Annotated in this window: 17 protein-coding genes; 11 read left to right on the top strand and 6 right to left on the bottom strand. The window is 65.9% G+C overall.

Going from position 1 to position 16,146, the window contains the following annotated elements; translation table 11 throughout:
- Nucleotides 1–38: 38 nt before the first annotated feature.
- The 4 genes from B5X78_RS13565 to B5X78_RS13550 all read left to right on the top strand — a co-directional run bounded on the left by B5X78_RS13565 (nt 39) and on the right by B5X78_RS13550 (nt 3,415).
- Complete coding sequence (locus B5X78_RS13565) at nt 39–908, top strand: PhzF family phenazine biosynthesis protein (RefSeq protein WP_079725047.1); 870 nt, start codon at nt 39–41, stop codon at nt 906–908.
- A 51-nt stretch (nt 909–959) separates the two neighbouring features.
- Nucleotides 960–1,841, top strand: a complete 882-nt coding sequence (locus tag B5X78_RS13560; protein ID WP_079725046.1) for a PhzF family phenazine biosynthesis protein — start codon at nt 960–962, stop codon at nt 1,839–1,841.
- Between the two features lie 75 nt (nt 1,842–1,916).
- The gene (locus B5X78_RS13555) at nt 1,917–3,068 is read left to right on the top strand and encodes a two-component system sensor histidine kinase NtrB (RefSeq protein WP_079725045.1); all 1,152 of its coding nucleotides are present in this window, start codon (nt 1,917–1,919) and stop codon (nt 3,066–3,068) included.
- On the top strand, nt 3,065–3,415 hold the full coding sequence (locus B5X78_RS13550; protein ID WP_425478732.1) for a response regulator: 351 nt from the start codon (nt 3,065–3,067) through the stop codon (nt 3,413–3,415). Before B5X78_RS13555 ends, B5X78_RS13550 begins: the two co-directional genes overlap by 4 nt.
- A gap of 3 nt (nt 3,416–3,418) precedes the next feature.
- Here the strand turns inward: B5X78_RS13550 and B5X78_RS13545 are convergent, their stop codons facing one another.
- The 4 genes from B5X78_RS13545 to B5X78_RS13530 form a co-directional block, all read right to left on the bottom strand.
- Nucleotides 3,419–5,086, bottom strand: a complete 1,668-nt coding sequence (locus B5X78_RS13545; protein WP_079725044.1) for an amidohydrolase — start codon at nt 5,084–5,086, stop codon at nt 3,419–3,421.
- A gap of 92 nt (nt 5,087–5,178) precedes the next feature.
- The gene (locus B5X78_RS13540; RefSeq protein WP_229730731.1) at nt 5,179–5,880 is read right to left on the bottom strand and encodes a glycine zipper 2TM domain-containing protein; all 702 of its coding nucleotides are present in this window, start codon (nt 5,878–5,880) and stop codon (nt 5,179–5,181) included.
- Nucleotides 5,881–5,960: 80 nt separating this feature from the next.
- Entirely contained in the window at nt 5,961–6,653 is a 693-nt protein-coding gene (locus B5X78_RS13535; protein WP_176140865.1) for an alpha/beta fold hydrolase, read from the bottom strand.
- Nucleotides 6,646–7,083 (bottom strand): OsmC family protein, encoded by a 438-nt coding sequence (locus B5X78_RS13530; RefSeq protein ID WP_079725041.1) that lies wholly within the window; start codon nt 7,081–7,083, stop codon nt 6,646–6,648. The genes B5X78_RS13535 and B5X78_RS13530 overlap by 8 nt, the downstream gene beginning before the upstream one ends.
- A 200-nt stretch (nt 7,084–7,283) precedes the next feature.
- On the opposite strand from B5X78_RS13530, the gene fusA reads away from it, so the two are divergent.
- From fusA to B5X78_RS13500, 6 genes are all read left to right on the top strand, one after another.
- Complete coding sequence (fusA, locus tag B5X78_RS13525) at nt 7,284–9,344, top strand: elongation factor G (RefSeq protein ID WP_079725040.1); 2,061 nt, start codon at nt 7,284–7,286, stop codon at nt 9,342–9,344.
- Between the two features lie 219 nt (nt 9,345–9,563).
- Nucleotides 9,564–9,962 carry an HU family DNA-binding protein gene (locus B5X78_RS13520; protein ID WP_079725039.1) on the top strand — a complete coding sequence of 133 codons (399 nt, stop codon included), beginning with the start codon at nt 9,564–9,566 and terminating at the stop codon, nt 9,960–9,962.
- 151 nt (nt 9,963–10,113) lie between these two features.
- A complete protein-coding gene (locus tag B5X78_RS13515) occupies nt 10,114–10,737 on the top strand; it encodes a tellurite resistance TerB family protein (RefSeq protein WP_079725038.1) in 624 nt (207 codons plus the stop codon).
- A 6-nt stretch (nt 10,738–10,743) separates the two neighbouring features.
- Nucleotides 10,744–11,343: a M23 family metallopeptidase gene (locus B5X78_RS13510; protein ID WP_079725037.1), complete on the top strand. Its 600-nt coding sequence runs from the start codon at nt 10,744–10,746 to the stop codon at nt 11,341–11,343.
- Nucleotides 11,344–11,438: 95 nt separating this feature from the next.
- Entirely contained in the window at nt 11,439–11,762 is a 324-nt protein-coding gene (locus B5X78_RS13505; protein ID WP_079725036.1) for a DUF3861 domain-containing protein, read from the top strand.
- Nucleotides 11,763–11,823: 61 nt separating this feature from the next.
- On the top strand, nt 11,824–12,432 hold the full coding sequence (locus tag B5X78_RS13500; RefSeq protein WP_079725035.1) for a DUF1439 domain-containing protein: 609 nt from the start codon (nt 11,824–11,826) through the stop codon (nt 12,430–12,432).
- A gap of 42 nt (nt 12,433–12,474) precedes the next feature.
- Here B5X78_RS13500 and B5X78_RS13495 read toward each other — a convergent pair whose 3' ends face one another.
- Together B5X78_RS13495 and B5X78_RS13490 are read right to left on the bottom strand one after the other, a co-directional pair.
- Complete coding sequence (locus tag B5X78_RS13495; RefSeq protein WP_079725034.1) at nt 12,475–14,703, bottom strand: DUF5916 domain-containing protein; 2,229 nt, start codon at nt 14,701–14,703, stop codon at nt 12,475–12,477.
- Between the two features lie 130 nt (nt 14,704–14,833).
- Complete coding sequence (locus B5X78_RS13490) at nt 14,834–15,313, bottom strand: SET domain-containing protein (protein ID WP_079725033.1); 480 nt, start codon at nt 15,311–15,313, stop codon at nt 14,834–14,836.
- A 206-nt stretch (nt 15,314–15,519) separates the two neighbouring features.
- Between B5X78_RS13490 and B5X78_RS13485 the strand changes: the two genes are divergently transcribed.
- Nucleotides 15,520–16,101, top strand: a complete 582-nt coding sequence (locus B5X78_RS13485) for a c-type cytochrome (RefSeq protein ID WP_176140864.1) — start codon at nt 15,520–15,522, stop codon at nt 16,099–16,101.
- Nucleotides 16,102–16,146: the final 45 nt, after the last annotated feature.

Here is a 16,146-nt window from a genome sequence, read left to right as displayed (position 1 = left end):
GGCGTGAACCGTCGATTCTAGCTTTCCGGAGCCACCCCGTGCGCAATCGCCGCTATCTGCAACTCGATGTGTTCGCCGACCGCCCCGGCGCCGGCAATCCGCTGGGCGTGCTGCTGGATGCGGCCGACCTGGACGCGGCGCAGATGCAGGCCTTCGCAGCCTGGACCAACCTGTCCGAAACCATCTTCTTCCTGCCGCCGACCAGCGCACAAGCCGATTACCGGGTGCGGATCTTCACCCCGCGCCAGGAACTGCCCTTTGCCGGCCACCCCAGCGTGGGTGCGGCCTGGGCCGCGCTGGAAACCGGGATCGCGCCGGAGCGCGAGGCGCTGGTGCAGGAATGCGCGGCCGGCCTGCTGCCCGTGCAGGTCAGTGGCCAGGGGCCGCAACGGCTGATCCACTTGCGCGCGCCGCGTGCACAGCCGCTGCCCGCCGATCCGGACAGCGCCGAGTTGCGCGCGGTGATTCAGGGCCTGCCCCTGTCCACGCACGCGCCCGCGCTCTGGAACAACGGACCCTCGTGGTGGTTGCTGGAACTGCGCGACGCCGCTGCCGTGCGCGCCCTGCAGCCGGATCTCGCCGCCATGGCCGCGTTGTCGCGGGCCACCGCGGCGGTGGGCGTGTCGGTGTTTGCCGCCGCGCAGGGCGAGGATTTCGATCTGGTGGTGCGTGGCTTCTGCCCGGCCGACAACATCCCGGAAGATCCGGTCACCGGCAGCGTCAATGCCTGCATCGCCGCCGCTCTGCACGCCAGCGCGCGACTGCCCGGCCGGGACAACCGCTATGTGGCCAGCCAGGGGCGCGAGCTTGGGCGCGATGGCCGCGTCGCGATCCGGGTCGATGAGCAGGGCGAGGTCTGGATTGGCGGCCAGGTGCAGGCCGTCATCGCCGGCAGCGCAACTTGGTAAGCTGCCCGGCCCCCACCGCTGGCGCGGCCCACACGCGCGAAGACCATTCCCATGACCCAACGTCGCTACGTCCAGGTGGACGTATTCGCTGATCGCCCCGGCGCCGGCAATCCTCTGGCCGTGGTGCTCGACGCGCAAGGCCTGGATGACGCCGACATGCAGGCCATCGCACGCTGGACGCGCCTGCCGGAAACCACCTTCGTGTTTCCGGCCAGCAACGCCCAAGCCAGCTACGGATTGCGCATTTTCAGCCCGCGCCGCGAAGTGCCCTTTGCCGGACACCCCAGCGTCGGTACCGCACATGTCGTGCTCGACGCCGGCGTGGCCACGCCGCGCGATGGCGTGCTGGTGCAGGAAGGCATCGCCGGCCTGTTGCCGCTGCGCGTGCAGGGCGAAGGCGCTGCGCGCAGCATTGCCGTACGCACGCCGCGCGCGCATGTCGAGCAGGCATGCGACGGCGACTTGCCGGTGGAACTGGCGCGCGCCCTGGCCGGCCTGCCGCTGGCGAACCTGCCACCGGCGCTGGTCAACGGCGGGCGTCGCTGGTGGTTGGCGGAGGTTGCGGACGAAGCCCGCCTGCGCGCCGCCACGCCCGACTGGTCGGCGATTACCGCGCTGGCCCAGGCCACCGAGAGCATGGGGGTGTGCGCCTTCGCGCGCGCGGACAAGGGTGCGGATTACGACCTGGTCGTGCGCGCCTTCGTCGGCGCGCCTGCCGTGTTCGAAGACGCGGCCTCCGGTGCGGCCAACGCCACGCTGGCGGCATGGCTCAACGTGCGCGGCGCACTGCCGGGCGGTCGGCGCAGCTATCAGGTCAGCCAGGGACGCGAGGTCGGCCACGATGCACGACTGCAACTGAGCATCGACGATGCCGACGATGTCTGGTCCGGTGGGCATGTACGCAGCGTCGTGATCGGTCAGCTCGCCTGGTGATCAGCGCGACGATGTACACGTTTCGTTAACCGCGCTCGGCCTACGTTGCTCGCAGGGGTATCTCGGAGTCTCACCATGTCGTTACAGCCCAGCCAGATCGCACTGGACGATGAAACGCGCCAGTTCGCCTTGCTGCTGCGCAGTGTCACCGACTACGCGATTTACATGTTGGACGCGCAGGGATACATCTGCAGCTGGAATCCCGGTGGCGAGCGCATCAAGGGCTATCGCGCCGAAGACATCATCGGCCAGCATTTCTCGCGCTTCTACACGCCCGAGGACGTTGCCCAGGGCCTGCCCGCGCACGGCCTGGCCGTGGCCAGACGCGAAGGCAAGTTCGAAGCCGAGGGTTGGCGCGTGCGCAAGGACGGCAGTCGCTTCCATGCCAGCATCGTGATCGATCCGATCTGGGAAGACGGCGAACTGATTGGCTACGCCAAGATCACCCGCGACATCACCGAGCGTTACGAAGCGCAGCAACGCCTGCAGGTGACGCAGAAGGCGCTGGCCCAATCGCAGAAGATGGAAGCGATCGGCAAGCTCACCCTGGGCCTGGCGCACGATTTCAACAACCTGCTGACGATCATCATCAACAGCCTGGATCTGATCGGCATGCGTCCCGGCGCGGATGCGCGCACCCAGGAACTGGTGGAAGCCGCGCTGCGCGCCTCCGATCGCGGCGCCCTGCTGACCCGTCAGCTGCTGGCGTTTGGTCGCGGCCAGACGCTGGCGCCGGAGCGCAGCGACTTGAACGAACTGCTGCTGCGCTCCATGGAGCTCTATCGCCGCGCCTGTGGCGGCACGATCAATTTCGAAACCGACCTGGCCGCCAACCTGCCACCGGTGGAAATCGACGTGGCGCAATTCGAGGCGGCCGTCCTCAACCTGATTTCCAACAGCCGCGACGCCATGCCGCGCGGGGGCGACATCGTGCTCAGCACCCGACTGCTGCCGCAGACCACGCCGCCCGCCGAACCCGAGGCGGCGCCGCGCGATTTTGTCTGCATCAGCGTGCGCGACAACGGCCACGGCATTCCTGATCAGCTGCAGGAACGGGTGTTCGAACCGTTCTTTACGACCAAGGAAGTCGGCAAGGGCAGCGGACTGGGGCTCAGCCAGGTGTTTGGCTTCGCCGCCCAATCCGGCGGCTTTGCAAGCCTGCACAGCGTGGGAGACCAGGGCACCACGGTCAGTCTGTGCCTGCCGACCGTCGAGGGTGCGCAGTGACCCTGCCGCGGATCCTGATGGTGGAAGACCAGAGCGATCTGCTGGCGATCATCAGCGACGCGCTGTCCGGCTTCGGCTACCAGGTCTTCATCGCCGCCAACGGGCTGGAAGCGCTGGAGCTGATGCGCGGCGACGTCCGCTTCGATCACATCATCAGCGACGTCAGCATGCCCGAAGGCATTTCCGGCATCGACCTGGTGGAACATGCCGCGCGCCTGCAGCCGCAAGCGCGCTTCGTGCTGGTGTCCGGCTACATCAAGGCGCAACTGCCGCCGCTGCCGGAGGGCGTGCACTTCCTGCCCAAGCCCTATCGGCTGGGGCAGTTGGTGCAGGCGCTGAAGGACTAGCGCTCACTTGGCCTGATACACCGCAGCGCCGTCGACCCAGGTCGAGCGCACATGCAGATCATCCAGTTCGGCGGCGGGAACGCCGAGCAGGTCTTCATCCAGGATCACGAAGTCGGCGCGCAGGCCGGGCTTGAGCTGGCCCACCTTGTTCTCGTCGCGGCCCGCCCAGGCGGCATCGGCGGTGAAACCGCGCAAGGCTTCGGCGGCGCTCAGGCGCTGATCCGGATACCAGCCGCCCGGCGGATGGCCCTGGCGATCCTGGCGGGTCACCGCGGCATACAGGCCCAGGCGAGGATCCACCGATTCCACCGGGAAATCCGAACCCAGCGCGATATGCGCGCCGCTTTTCAGGAAGCGCTGCCAGGCATAGGCGCCGAGGATGCGCTCATGGCCTACGCGGTCTTCCGCCCAGGGCATGTCGGAAGTGGCGTGCGTGGGCTGCATGGAGGCCACCACGCCCAACGGCGCGAAGCGGGCAATGTCTTGCAAACGCACGACCTGCGCATGCTCCACCCGCCAGCGATGGTCGCTGCTGCCGGCGGTGTCGCCCAGCACCTTGGCGTAGGTGTCCAGCACGATCTGGTTACCGCGATCGCCAATGGCATGGGTGGCCACCTGCACGCCGCAGTCGTGCGCCTTGCGCACTGCGCGTTCGTAATCCACCGGGTTGGTGACCAGCAAGCCGCGGTTGCCGTGATCATCGCTGTAGTCGCTGATCATCGCCGCGCCGCGGCTGCCCAAGGCCCCATCGATGTACAGCTTTACGCCGCGCATCTCCAGGCGCCCGCCTGCATGCTGGTACAGGCCCTCGCGGCAGAGATCCGACAGCGCTTTTCCATCGCCGTCGGCATAGGCATCGATGCGCAGCGGCAGCGTGCCGGCATCGGCAAACTGCTTGAACAGCGCCAGGTCCTGCTGCGAAACGCCCATGTCATGCACGCCGGTCAAGCCGTGACTGACGGCTGCCGCAAACGCCTTGCCGGCCGCCTGCTCGCGCACCGATTGCGAGGGCGGCGGAATCACCGCGGCCACCAGCGCCATGGCGCCATCGACAAACACGCCGGTGGCCTTGCCATCACGGCGCTCGATGCGCCCACCCTCGGGCTGCCAGTCGCCATCCAGCGGTTTGTCCGACTTGGCCGCGACCGCGCGCAGTGCAGCGCTGTTGGCCCAGCCGGCATGACCGTCAACGCGATCCAGCCACACCGGTCGATCCGGAAACGCCGCATCCAGATCCGCGGCGGTGGGGAATTGCTTTTCCGGCCAGTCATTCTGATCCCAGCCGCTGCCGAGCAGCCAGGCGCCGGCCGGCAGTTGTTTTTCGTAGTCGCGCAGGCGCTGCAGGATCTGCGCCTTGTCGGTGGTCTCGGTCAGATCGGCGGTCATCAAGGCGAAGCCTAGGCCCATCACATGCCCGTGCGCATCTATCAGGCCGGGGATGACGGTCTTGCCGGCGGCGTCGATGCGACGCGCGCCCGGATGCGCGGCGATCACGCTTTCGCGCGCACCGACCGACAGCAAATTGCCCTGCTCGTCCCAGGCCATCGCCTGCGCCAGCGGCTGGGCCGGGTTGGAGGTGTGGATGCGGTCCGCCACCAGCACGGTGACCTCCGCTGCCGCCGCCTGCCCCACAATCAAGGCCAGTCCAATGGCCAGCACTCCGCTACGCATGATCCCTTCCCCAGGAAAAAAGCCGGCGCTGACTATGCGTGGGGAAGGCGGGCCGAAGCAAGCGCGTCGGCCGGAGGCGACGAAGGACGGGGTTACTCGGCGCGCACATCCACCCGCACGCGGATGCGGTCGCCCGGATGGCGATCAGTACGCGTGTGGTAGGTGCGGCCGGCATATTCGTAGGTGACGTCGTAGCCGCTGACGCGACCATCGTCATAGCCATCCTGTCGGTCGTAGTCGCCGTAGCGATCGGACACCGGTACCGGATCGCACACCCGCACGCTGCGTTGCACCTGCCGACTGCGCTGCTGGCTGTCATAGATCGATCGTCCCGCCATGCCACCGATCATGGAACCGACGGCGGTGCCCACATAGCGGCCGCTGCCATCGCCGACCTTGCTGCCGAGTACGGCGCCGGCGATCCCGCCGATGACCGTGGCGACCGTGCGGCCACCGTCGGTGCCGTAGCCCGACGTGCCGTAGCCATCGTCGCGCTGATAGCGATCATCGCGGTAACCGTCACCGTAGTAGTCGTCCTGGCGATCATCCGGGTAGCGACCGTCCTGGTAGACGTAATCGTCATCGGCATCGCGGGTGTAGCAGCGTTGCGAGGTGCTCACCGTGCGACTGCCGTAGCGGCCCGGCTCGATGATGGGATCGACGCGGATCACCCGCGCGTAGTCGTACTGCGCCTGCTCGTAGCGATCCTGCGGATACGAGGAATAGCTCTGCGCCGAAGCGCCGGCAGCCGCAGACAGACACACAATCAGCACTGGAAGGGTCAGCTTGTTCACGGCAGTGGCCTGGCCTGGATTCCCCGCGCCGGAGTGGCGTGCGGCCATGCTCGAGTCGCGGCGGTGAAACCGACCTGAACTCAGATTTGACGCCGACGACGGTTTAGCCAGTCGACAGCCTGGCTGGCCAACGCAGCAGCCTGGCGACCCAGCAAGGGATCGACATGCCCGCCGTCGACTTCGAGCCAGTCCGCCTGCCAGGCCTGCGCCAGCGAGCGCGACAAGGCCGCGGGCACATCGGTGTCATCCAGCGAGGCGATCACCAGCGTCGGGCAGGCCGGTGGCGCGACCTCCACGCCTGCGGCCGCGTGACACAGCACGGCGCCGGATTCATCACGCCAGTGGCGAAACGCAGCCAGCGCGCTGGCCGCATCCGCGTCCGGCATGGCAGCGCGCGTGCCTGGCAAGCGCGCCAGTCGCCGCCATGGCACCACCTCGGGCCACTCGCGGGCCGGCAGTTGCCGATGCAGCGACGCCGGCGGCAAGGGATTGATCAGGATGAGGGCATCGGCCGACGCGGCTGCTTCCGCGGCGAGCAATCCACCCAGGCTGGCACCTACCACGGTGCGCGGAGCCGGCAAGCAGGCCAGGTGTGCACGAACCTGCCCGGCGTAGTCTTCCCAGCGCGTCGACCCCAGTCCGGCCGGCTGCGGCTGCAGATCCGGCGCGTGCACGGTGATCCCGTGCGCGCGCCAGACTGCGCTCCAGCGCCGCCATTCCCAGCCGCCACCACCTCCACCATGCAGGAACAGCGCCGCCGCTTCTTCAGGCAAGCAGCGTGGCTTCCAGCGAGACCGGCACCGACAACGCGCGCGAAATGACGCAACCGGCCTTGGCCTGGTGCGCAATCTCGTCGAATTGTTCGGGGCTGATGCCCGGCACCTTGGCCGAGACAATCAGCTTGACGCCGGTGATGGTGGGTCCCGGATCCATGCCCGGTTCCATGGTGGCTTCGGCGCGGGTCTGGATGATGTCCGGGGTATAGCCGGATTTTCCCAGTACCGCCGACAGCGCCATGCTGAAGCAACCGGCATGCGCCACCGCCAGCAATTCTTCCGGATTGGTGCCTTTCTCGTCGCCGAAGCGGGTCTTGAACGAATAGTTCTGCGCATCGAACAGGCCGCTTTGCGGCGTGCTCAGATTGCCCTTGCCGGCCTGCAGGTCACCCTTCCACACCGCATCCGCATAGCGCTTCAAAGCCATGGTGTCGCTCCTCGTCCAGGGGGAAGCGCAGCTTACACCCGTCGGCGTGGCAGTCCGGTTGCGCGTTGCGACTTGACCCCGCGCACCGGCACGCCGATGCTGGCCCCCCGCCATGACCGCCCGCCGAGCGCAGATTCGGAAGGCGCCGGCCCGGACAGCCATGACGGCCCTTCGACCCCATCCTCGGGAGGAACGGCCTCATGTCGTACAGCACACCGCAGATCCGCAACGTGGCCCTGGCAGGCCACCCCGGCGCCGGCAAAACCACGCTATTCGAAGCCCTGCTGCATGCCGGCGGCGCCCTTCAGACGGCAGGCACCATCGAACGCGGCAGCACCGTGTCCGATCACGATCCGATCGAGAAAACCCGCGGCCACTCGATCGACACGGCCATCGCCAGCACCGATCACCAGGCCAGCAGCGGCGAATGGGTGCATCTGAACCTGATCGACACACCCGGATATCCCGAATTCCGCGGCCCCACCCTGTCGGCGCTGTCGGCGGTGGAAACGGCGCTGATCGTGGTGGACGCCGACACCGGCGTGGCGCACGGCACGCGCCGGCTGATGGAGCGCGCACGCCAGCGCAACCTGTGCCGGGCGGTGGTGATCAACAAGATTGACCACGAAGGCGCCGACTGTGCACGCGTGCTCGACGAGTTGCGCGAGACATTCGGCGCCGAACTGCTGCCGTTGAACCTGCCCGCCGACGGCGGCCGCCGCGTGGTCGATTGCTTCAGCCAATCGGCGGGTGACTCCGACCTGGGGCCGGTCGCCGACTGGCATCAGCGCATCATCGATCAGGTGGTGGAAATCAACGAGACCGTGATGGAGCACTTCCTCGATGTCGGTGAAGCCGGCCTTGGCGGCCAGGAGCTGCACGACGCGTTCGAGCAATGCCTGCGCGAAGGCCACCTGGTGCCGGTGTGTTTCGCATCCGCGCGTACCGGCGTCGGGGTCAAGGAACTGCTCGATGTCGCCGAGCGACTGTTCCCGCATCCCGGCGAAGGCAACGCGCCGCCGTTCCAGCGCAGCAATGGCGCCGGCAGCGAACCCGTGCAGGCGCGGCCCGACGCCTCGGCGCATGTCATCGCCGACGTCTTCAAGATCATCAACGATCCGTTCGTCGGCAAACTCGGCATTTTCCGGGTCTACCAGGGCACGGTGAAGAAAGATGCCGCGCTGTTTGTCGATGACGGCAAGAAATCCTTCAAGGTCGCCCATCTGTTCAAGCTCAAGGGCAAGGACCACGCCGAGATCGAGCAGGCGGTGCCCGGCGACATCGCCGCCATTCCCAAGATTGAAGACCTGCATTTCGATGCGGTCCTGCACGACAGCCATGACGAAGACCATATCCACCTGGCCCCGATCGACTTTCCCAAACCGATGTTCGGCCTGGCGATCGAAGCCGCCAGCAAGGGCCAGGAACAGAAACTTTCCACGGCGCTGCAGAAACTGGCCGAGGAAGATCCCGCCTTCGTGGTGGAACATCTGGCCGAACTCAATGAAACGGTGATCCGCGGCCTGTCGGATCTGCACCTGCGGGTGATGCTGGAGCGGCTCAAGGACCGGCACGGGGTGGAGGTCAAGACCCGCCCGCCACGCATCGCCTATCGCGAAACCATCGGCGCCAAGGCCGAAGGCCACCATCGCCACAAGAAGCAGACCGGCGGCGCCGGTCAATTCGGCGAAGTGTTCCTGCGGGTGGAACCGCTGCCGCGCGGCGGCGGCTTCGAGTTTGTCGACGAGGTCAAGGGCGGCACCATCCCGGGCCAGTTCATGCCCGCAGTGGAGAAAGGCGTGCGCCAGGTGCTGGCCAGCGGCGCCGTCGCCGGTTATCCCTTGCAGGATTTGCGTGTGAGCGTGTACGACGGCAAGCATCATCCGGTGGACAGCAAGGAAGTGGCCTTTGTTGCCGCCGGCAAAAAAGCGTTCCTGGACGCCATCGGCAAGGCCCGCCCGCAAATACTGGAACCGGTGGTGGATCTGGAAGTGGCGGCGCCCGAGGCCCAGGTGGGCGACATCACCGGCGGGCTGTCCAGCAAGCGGGCGCGCATCAACGGCACCGACACGCTGCGTGGGGAAATCATCGTCAAGGCGCAGGTGCCGTTGTCGGAACTGGAAGGCTATGCGGCGGAGCTGAAATCGGCGACCGCGGGACGAGGCCGCTATAACCTGGATTTCAGTCATTACGAGCCGGTGCCTGCGCAGGTGCAGCAAAAACTCGCCGAAGCCTATCGTCCCAAGCCTGAAGACGACTGACAGGGCTGATGCCCTGTCCGCATCAGGACAGGGCGTCATGGCATGACCAGAGGGTGTTTCCAGGGTTTTTTCCGCGCGCAGCCACCGCATTCCGACGAAACACCGAAAAAAAAGCGTTTTTTATGCCTCGTGCTACTTGGCGGCGCGATTTCTTTGTCCTACATTTCGCGTGCCGATGCGATCGGCCCGATTACCCACCTACTGCACAACAGGACACATATGGCAAAGAGCACCAAGAAGGCAGCGCCGAAAAAGGCCGCCAAGAAAGCCGCACCGAAGGCCGCCGCCAAGCCGGCAGCCCCGAAGCCGATCAAGGAAGCACTGAGCAAGTCCGGCCTGGTCGCCCACATCGCCGAAGCCACCTCCGTGGCCGCGAAGGACGTGCGCGCCGTGTTGGCTACTCTGGAAAGCGCCGTGCACGCCTCCATCAGCAAGAAGGGCGCTGGCGCGTTCACCCTGCCTGGCCTGCTGAAGATCACCGCCGTCAACGTGCCGGCCAAGCCGAAGCGCAAGGGCATCAACCCGTTCACCAAGGAAGAGCAGTGGTTCGCCGCCAAGCCGGCCTCGGTCAAGGTCAAGGTGCGTCCGCTGAAGAAGCTCAAGGACGCTGCCGCCTGATAAGGCTGGCAACACCCTTGCAGCAGCATATCGGGACGGCCATGGCCGTCCCGATGTGTTTTGGTCCTTCGTAATCGCCGCAGGCCGGCCTTGCGGTGGGGTCGCGGCGTCCCCACGTCGATCCGGTATCCCCTCTCGACAAGGACAACGGATGAAACTGCAAGGCCTGCTCGATCAACTGCTCAAGTCGCAAAGCGGCGGCAGTCTGCTGAATGCCGATTTCGGCAAGGGTGCGGTCGCCGGTGGTGCACTGGGCCTGTTGCTCGGCAAGAACCGCACGACCCGCAAACTGGCGACTTACGGCGGCCTGGCCAGTATCGGGGTGATGGCCTACCAGGCATGGCGCGATCATCAGCAGAACGCCGCCACCGCGGCACCCGAGCCGGCCACCGTGGATCGCCTGCCGCCGCCGCAGGCTGAAGCGCACAGCCAGGCCATCTTCAGTGCACTAATTGGTGCGGCCAAGGCCGATGGCCATATCGACGCCAACGAACGTGCGCTGATTGAAGGCGAATTCCGTCGCCTGGGCCAGGGCGATGAAGTGGATCGCTGGCTCAAGGCGGAACTGGAAAAACCGCTCGACCCGGGCGAAGTGGCGCGTGCCGCCAGCACCCCGGCGATTGCGTCTGAGATGTACCTGGCCGGCGTGCTGGTGGCCGACAAGCAGAACTTCATGGAGCGCAGCTACCTGGACGAACTGGCGCGTCAATTGCGCATCGAGCCGGGTCTGAAGGCCGAACTCGAACGCCAGGTGGCCACGCGCGACGGCGCCTGAGGCGCCATGAGCGAAAGCGCCGTTTCCTCCTCCACGCCAGCACGGCCTCGCCGTCGTGGTTGGGCGGGCCTGTTGCTGCTGGTGCTGGTGGCGGGCTTGCTGGCGTGGGCCTGGCGTCAGCCGTTTGCCTTGACCTGGCGCACGTTGTGGGAAGTGTCGCGGCTGCCGCCCGCCAGCACGTTGCCGGTGCCGGTGGAGGGCGTGCGGGCGCGCGCCATCGCCGATACCTTCGGCGCGCCGCGCGGGCGCGATCGCACGCATGCCGGCGTGGATATTTTTGCCGCCCGCGGCACGCCGATCACCAGCAGCACGCGCGGTGTGGTGGTCGCGGTGCGCGACGGCGGTCTGGGTGGGCGACAGGTATGGGTGCTGGGACCGGCGCGCGAACGCTACTACTACGCGCACCTGCAGGACTGGGCGCCGGCGCTGGCGGTGGGTGATGTGGTCGACGTCGGAACGACGTTGGGCAGCGTCGGCACCAGCGGCAATGCGCGCGGCACGCCACCGCACCTGCACTTCGGCGTCTACGGGCGCGAAGGCGCCTACGACCCCCTGCCGCTGTTGCGCGTCCATGCAGCCGTGGGCCAACGCGGCCCGGCACGCTGAATGTCCGAAGCGCGGAACAGTCCATCGCGGTGGGGGCCCTCGTTTGCAACGGCGTGCATGCCTATCTTGGCAGTGTCCCCTGCGAGCCTTCCCCCATGGCCAATTCCTCCCATCGCTATCGCCTGACCGTCACGCCGATCGAATCCGACGGCCTGCCCTGCCAGAACCGCTGCACGCTGGAGTTCGAGCACAGCTGCCACGACGACTGGACGCGCATCCTCGAAAACGTGCAGCGCCTGCGTGGCTTCAATGGCGACGAGCGCGCCGCATTGGTCATCGGCACCAAGCTGCTGAGCGGATTGATGCTGGCCCATCGCAAGGATCAGGCCGATCTGTTCGAACCACTGCAACCGGCGCTTGCCGAGTTCATCAAGGGCTTGAAGCAGCGCAGCACGCTGCAGGGCGATGAACTCCGCTAAGCCGGCGGACAGTTTGGAATGGCTATGGTGCGATCCACCCGAAATGAACGAGTGAGCCTGGATGACTTCTGATCTGTACACCCTCAAACGCCTGCGTCGCTCACGTCGCGCGCTTGCCTGGGCGCTGGCCGCCAGCGTCGCCACCCTGCCCTTTCCGCTGGCGGTGACCGCGCAGGAGCCGGCATTCCAGCAGACCGCCGAAGGCTTCGCGGTAGGTGCGCAGCAACTGCAGACCGCGATGGCCTCGCAGTTTCCGCATTCGGAATCGCTGCTCGGCGGCTTGGCCGATCTGACCTTCAGCAAGCCGGCAGTGGCCATTCCCAATCCGGGCAGTCGCATCCAGCTGGACATGGATTACCAGTTAGCGTCCAGGCTCGATGGCAGCCAGCAGCAGGGGCGCCTACGCGTGCTCAGTGGCCTGCGCTACAACCCCGGCAGCCATGGCCTGCATCTGCTCAATCCGGAAGTGCAGAGCGTGCGTGCGAACGACGGCAGCAACCAGGTCGATGAGCAGACCCGCGCCTTGATCAACGCCCTGCTGCAGGACTACGCCAAGCAACAGCCGGTGTACCAGCTCGATGCCGCCACCGTCGCGCAGATTCCCGGCACCCTGACCGCAGACGCGATCCGCATCGAAAAGGGTCAGGTCCATCTGCGTCTGGGGCAGTGACACCCACCTGATGCGGGCGCCGACCGCGCCCGCATCCGACTGTTACAGCTCGAACCGATAGCTGAGCTTCACCAGCAACTGTTCGTCATCGCGCAGACCGAAGCTGTCACTGATCAGTGAGCTGGCAGTATCCGAATAGTCGTTGTCATCGCGGCCACCGCGGCCATAGACGATGTACAGGTACGACAGCGGCGCCAGTTCATAGCGGTAGCGGATCTGGAAGGCCAGGTTGCTCAGGCTGAAATCGTCAATCTCGTCATTGCTGGCCAGCGACTGGCCATTGGGCGCCACCCGATACGCCTGCAGGGCCTGGGCATCGAGGGTGATGGACTGCAGCTTGACCCGCAGTTCCTGCTTGTCGCTGATGTTCCAGTTGACGCCGGCGTTGATATGCCATTCGCGGCCCTTGTAGCTGCCAATCAGGTTGTCGTACTGCCACAGCAACCAGTCCGGGGTCATGTCGGCATACACGCCGCCATAGAAACTGAAAGCGTCGCTGATGAAGTACGTGGCCTGGTACTCGGCCGCGTAGCCAACCTTGTCATTGCCGGCCAGACCGCCGGTAAACGCGTCGACGAAGGCCTCGTGCGCCCAGTGTCCCTTGCGCGGACGCTCGAATTCCCAATGCGCGTTCCAGCGACCCGGCACGTTTACGACGCCATTGCCGCGCGTGAGCATGTCGTCCACGCCCGAGGTGTTGATGTTGATCTGCGCATACTCGGAACTGCCGTTGCGCAGTGAGCTCTGCCGGCTCATGCGGAACTGGTTGTTCAAGCGTTCGCCGTTGTCGTTGTAGACCGTGCTGGCGCGCCAGCGCCACTCCTTGGACGAGTAACGGGATTCGGCCGGCTGATCGGGGAAGCGCTTCTTGAACTCCCAGTGCAGGTAGTTCATGTTGTTGCGCGACAGGTAACCGGCATCGTTGATCTGCAGTTCGTCGCCGAAGTGCATGGCGATCCATTGCTGCCGCCAGTTGTTGTCCATCTCGTAGTCAGCCCAGATGGTGGCGCCGTTGTCGCGCGTTGTCTGCCCTTGTTGATCGATCTGGCTGCCGAACACGCGCGTGCGGATGTTCCAGCGCTGGGTCGGGCGCCAGTTGTGGTCCACGCCCAGCACGGTGGCCTCGCGATCCAGGTACGGCCGCTCGACGTTGGTCACCATCATGCCCAGGTTCTGGGTTTCGAAGTCGCGCACCAGCCGCAGGGCGTAGAAGCTGCGTCCCACTTCGTCGGCTTCGTCGGCGGCGAACAGGCCGTACTTGGTCTGGCCAAAGCTGCCGTTGAGCTTGAGCGCGGCGGTAATGTCGCCGGAGCCGTTGCCGTCGTCCGCCGGTCCACCAACGCGGCGGGTGTACAGCAACTGGCTGTAGTCCGACGGCGTGGTGTACTCGAACAAGCCCTGGTTCTCGGTGAAGAACGGGCGCTTGTCGCTGATGAAGGTTTCGGTGGCGCTGAAGTTCACCACCAGGTCGTCGCTCTCCACCTGCCCGAAATCCGGATTGATCGTCGCCGTCATCTGGAACTGGCCATTGGGCTTCCAGAACAGATCCACGCCGCCGTCGAAATCGCTGGACTTGCCGACGTTGTCGTACAGGCCTGACACATAGGGCGTGATCGCCAGCAACGACTGGCTGTACTGCTGCACTTCCACCGGCGCGAAGTCGGAGACGAAGCGCGGACGTTCGAAGCTGGCGGCCGGCCAGGCCGAACGTTCGCCGGTCGAACCAATCACGCGATCCACGTAGAGCTTCATGGTCCGGGTGTCACCGGCGCTTTTGTGCATCGGCGCGATGTACCAGGGAATCAGCACCTCGACGGACCAGCCCTCGGCATCCTCGCTGACGGCGTGCTTCCAGTTGCCGTCCCAGTCATCGTTGAACTGGAACTCGTTGGTGATGATGGCGTCGGCGACGCCGTCGGTGGAGGACACCGTAAAGTTGTAGGCGGCGCGGCCGTCACCGTCGAAGTCGATCATCAGGTTGACCCGATCGACCTGATCCTCGAAATCGCGCTGCACGCGCTGGCGGGTGCGCGGCACCGACGCCGGCTGCACATTGCGCCAGGCCACGGCAAGACCATCGGGGGTGGCCAGCACCCAGGCTTCGGTGGGTTGTGAAGCGGCCGCCTTGGTCAGCGGCTGCACCTGGCGGAAGTCGGTGATGTGGCGGGCGCCCTGCCATTCGGCCGGATCAATGCGCCCGTCGATATCCACCGCCATCGCCGGCGCCGCCAGCGCCAACAGAACCGCACCACTCAGAACAGCCAGTCGCATGTCACTTCCCCCCGGGCTCCTGCCCTTGTCGGGGAGCGAAATTACCCATCTGCGCAGGTTTCACCCACTGGCGTTGGTCATGGCAACCATTTGCCCCGCTGCTGCATCCACTGCTTGAGGCCGGCCGGTTTCAGGTCGATGACTTCTTCTTCGGCTGCAGCATGGTGCCCGTGCATTTGGGGCTGCCGCAACGGCAGGCCCAGACCTTCTTCAGTCGTGCGGTATGCGGCTCGGACAGGACGATGCCGTAGTTGTAGGTCAGTTCTTCGCCGGGCTTGATGCTGCGGATCGCCTCGATGAACACCTTGTCCTTCTTGCGGTTGTTGCCGTCGTGCTCGGCAATCACGGCTTCGCAGTTGGGATCGCAGCTGTGGTTGATCCAGCGCGCCTTGTTGCCCTTGTGGTTGGCATCGATGACGTATTCATCGTTGAGGGTGAACAGGAAGGTATGGCCGGACTCGACGTCGCCGCTGTCATCCTCGTCCACGTCATCGTGCGAGCGCCGCTTGCCCTTGTATTCGACGACACGTTCGCCCTTCTTGAGCGGGGCGATGGCGAACACGCCATTGCCATGGATGTCGGACTGGCGGGCTTCAATCTTGCGGGGCATGCGGATTCCGTAAAGCGGTCGGGAATCGCGATTCTCGCTCACGGCGAGGGCCAGCGTGAAGGGCGCGACGAAAAAACCGACCGCACTCGGCCAAAAGTCAGGGCTGGGCCTGTTCACCTGAACCTGTGCGACAAGCCGTGTCCGGTTGCCGGAAAACGCTGCGTTGATAGCCCTGTTTTCCCCCGAACACCTTGCCGAGCCCAACCATGTCACGCCCAATCCGAACGCTGAATTACAGTATTTTCCTGCTCGCCCTGCTCGCGCTGGCCGGTTGCCAATCCGAGTCCGGCAAACCAGCTGCCGCAGTCGCCGCGGCGGCCGTCGCGACCAGCCATTCCGATCTGCTGGCCCGCGGCGAATACCTGATCCGCACCACCGGCTGCAACGATTGCCACACTGTCGGCTATGCCGAAAGCCAGGGCACCCTGCCCAAGGATCAATGGCTCAAGGGTTCGCCCCTTGGCTATAACGGTCCCTGGGGTACGACGTATGCGCCCAACCTGCGCCTGCGTCTGCACGAGATGACCGAAGTGCAATGGCTGGAATTCAGCGCCAACCTGCGCACGCGGCCGATCATGCCGGACTTCGCGGTGCGCGCCATGACCGAGGAAGATCGCCGCGCCATCTTCCGTTTCGTGCAGTCGCTGGGACCGGCAGGTGAACAGGCCCCTGCCTATCTGCCGCCCGGCCAGACCCCGCCCGCGCCCTACTTCGGCCTGATCCTGCCGCCTCCTCCGACCGAGGCAAGTCCCCCCGAAAAGGCCGTGGCGTCGGCTCCCGGGCCCTGATTCAGGCTCGACTGGCACGGGAAGGCCACAAAGCGTACAATTTCG

Origin of the sequence: Pseudoxanthomonas indica (assembly GCF_900167565.1) — a bacterium.
GTDB lineage: Bacteria > Pseudomonadota > Gammaproteobacteria > Xanthomonadales > Xanthomonadaceae > Pseudoxanthomonas_A > Pseudoxanthomonas_A indica.
Note: the sequence above shows the minus strand (reverse complement) of the source record. Positions and strands in the feature narration are given on the sequence as shown.

Excerpts from the sequence above, each read along its gene's own strand:
- B5X78_RS13495 (WP_079725034.1), bottom strand. The coding sequence starts at position 14,703 with ATGCGACTGGCTGTTCTGAGTGGTGCGGTTCTGTTGGCGCTGGCGGCG.
- B5X78_RS13545 (WP_079725044.1), bottom strand. The coding sequence starts at position 5,086 with ATGCGTAGCGGAGTGCTGGCCATTGGACTGGCCTTGATTGTGGGGCAG.
- B5X78_RS13510 (WP_079725037.1), top strand. The coding sequence starts at position 10,744 with ATGAGCGAAAGCGCCGTTTCCTCCTCCACGCCAGCACGGCCTCGCCGT.
- B5X78_RS13500 (WP_079725035.1), top strand. The coding sequence starts at position 11,824 with ATGACTTCTGATCTGTACACCCTCAAACGCCTGCGTCGCTCACGTCGC.
- B5X78_RS13520 (WP_079725039.1), top strand. The coding sequence starts at position 9,564 with ATGGCAAAGAGCACCAAGAAGGCAGCGCCGAAAAAGGCCGCCAAGAAA.
- B5X78_RS13560 (WP_079725046.1), top strand. The coding sequence starts at position 960 with ATGACCCAACGTCGCTACGTCCAGGTGGACGTATTCGCTGATCGCCCC.
- B5X78_RS13530 (WP_079725041.1), bottom strand. The coding sequence starts at position 7,083 with ATGGCTTTGAAGCGCTATGCGGATGCGGTGTGGAAGGGTGACCTGCAG.
- fusA (WP_079725040.1), top strand. The coding sequence starts at position 7,284 with ATGTCGTACAGCACACCGCAGATCCGCAACGTGGCCCTGGCAGGCCAC.
- B5X78_RS13490 (WP_079725033.1), bottom strand. The coding sequence starts at position 15,313 with ATGCCCCGCAAGATTGAAGCCCGCCAGTCCGACATCCATGGCAATGGC.
- B5X78_RS13505 (WP_079725036.1), top strand. The coding sequence starts at position 11,439 with ATGGCCAATTCCTCCCATCGCTATCGCCTGACCGTCACGCCGATCGAA.
- B5X78_RS13485 (WP_176140864.1), top strand. The coding sequence starts at position 15,520 with ATGTCACGCCCAATCCGAACGCTGAATTACAGTATTTTCCTGCTCGCC.
- B5X78_RS13515 (WP_079725038.1), top strand. The coding sequence starts at position 10,114 with ATGAAACTGCAAGGCCTGCTCGATCAACTGCTCAAGTCGCAAAGCGGC.
- B5X78_RS13555 (WP_079725045.1), top strand. The coding sequence starts at position 1,917 with ATGTCGTTACAGCCCAGCCAGATCGCACTGGACGATGAAACGCGCCAG.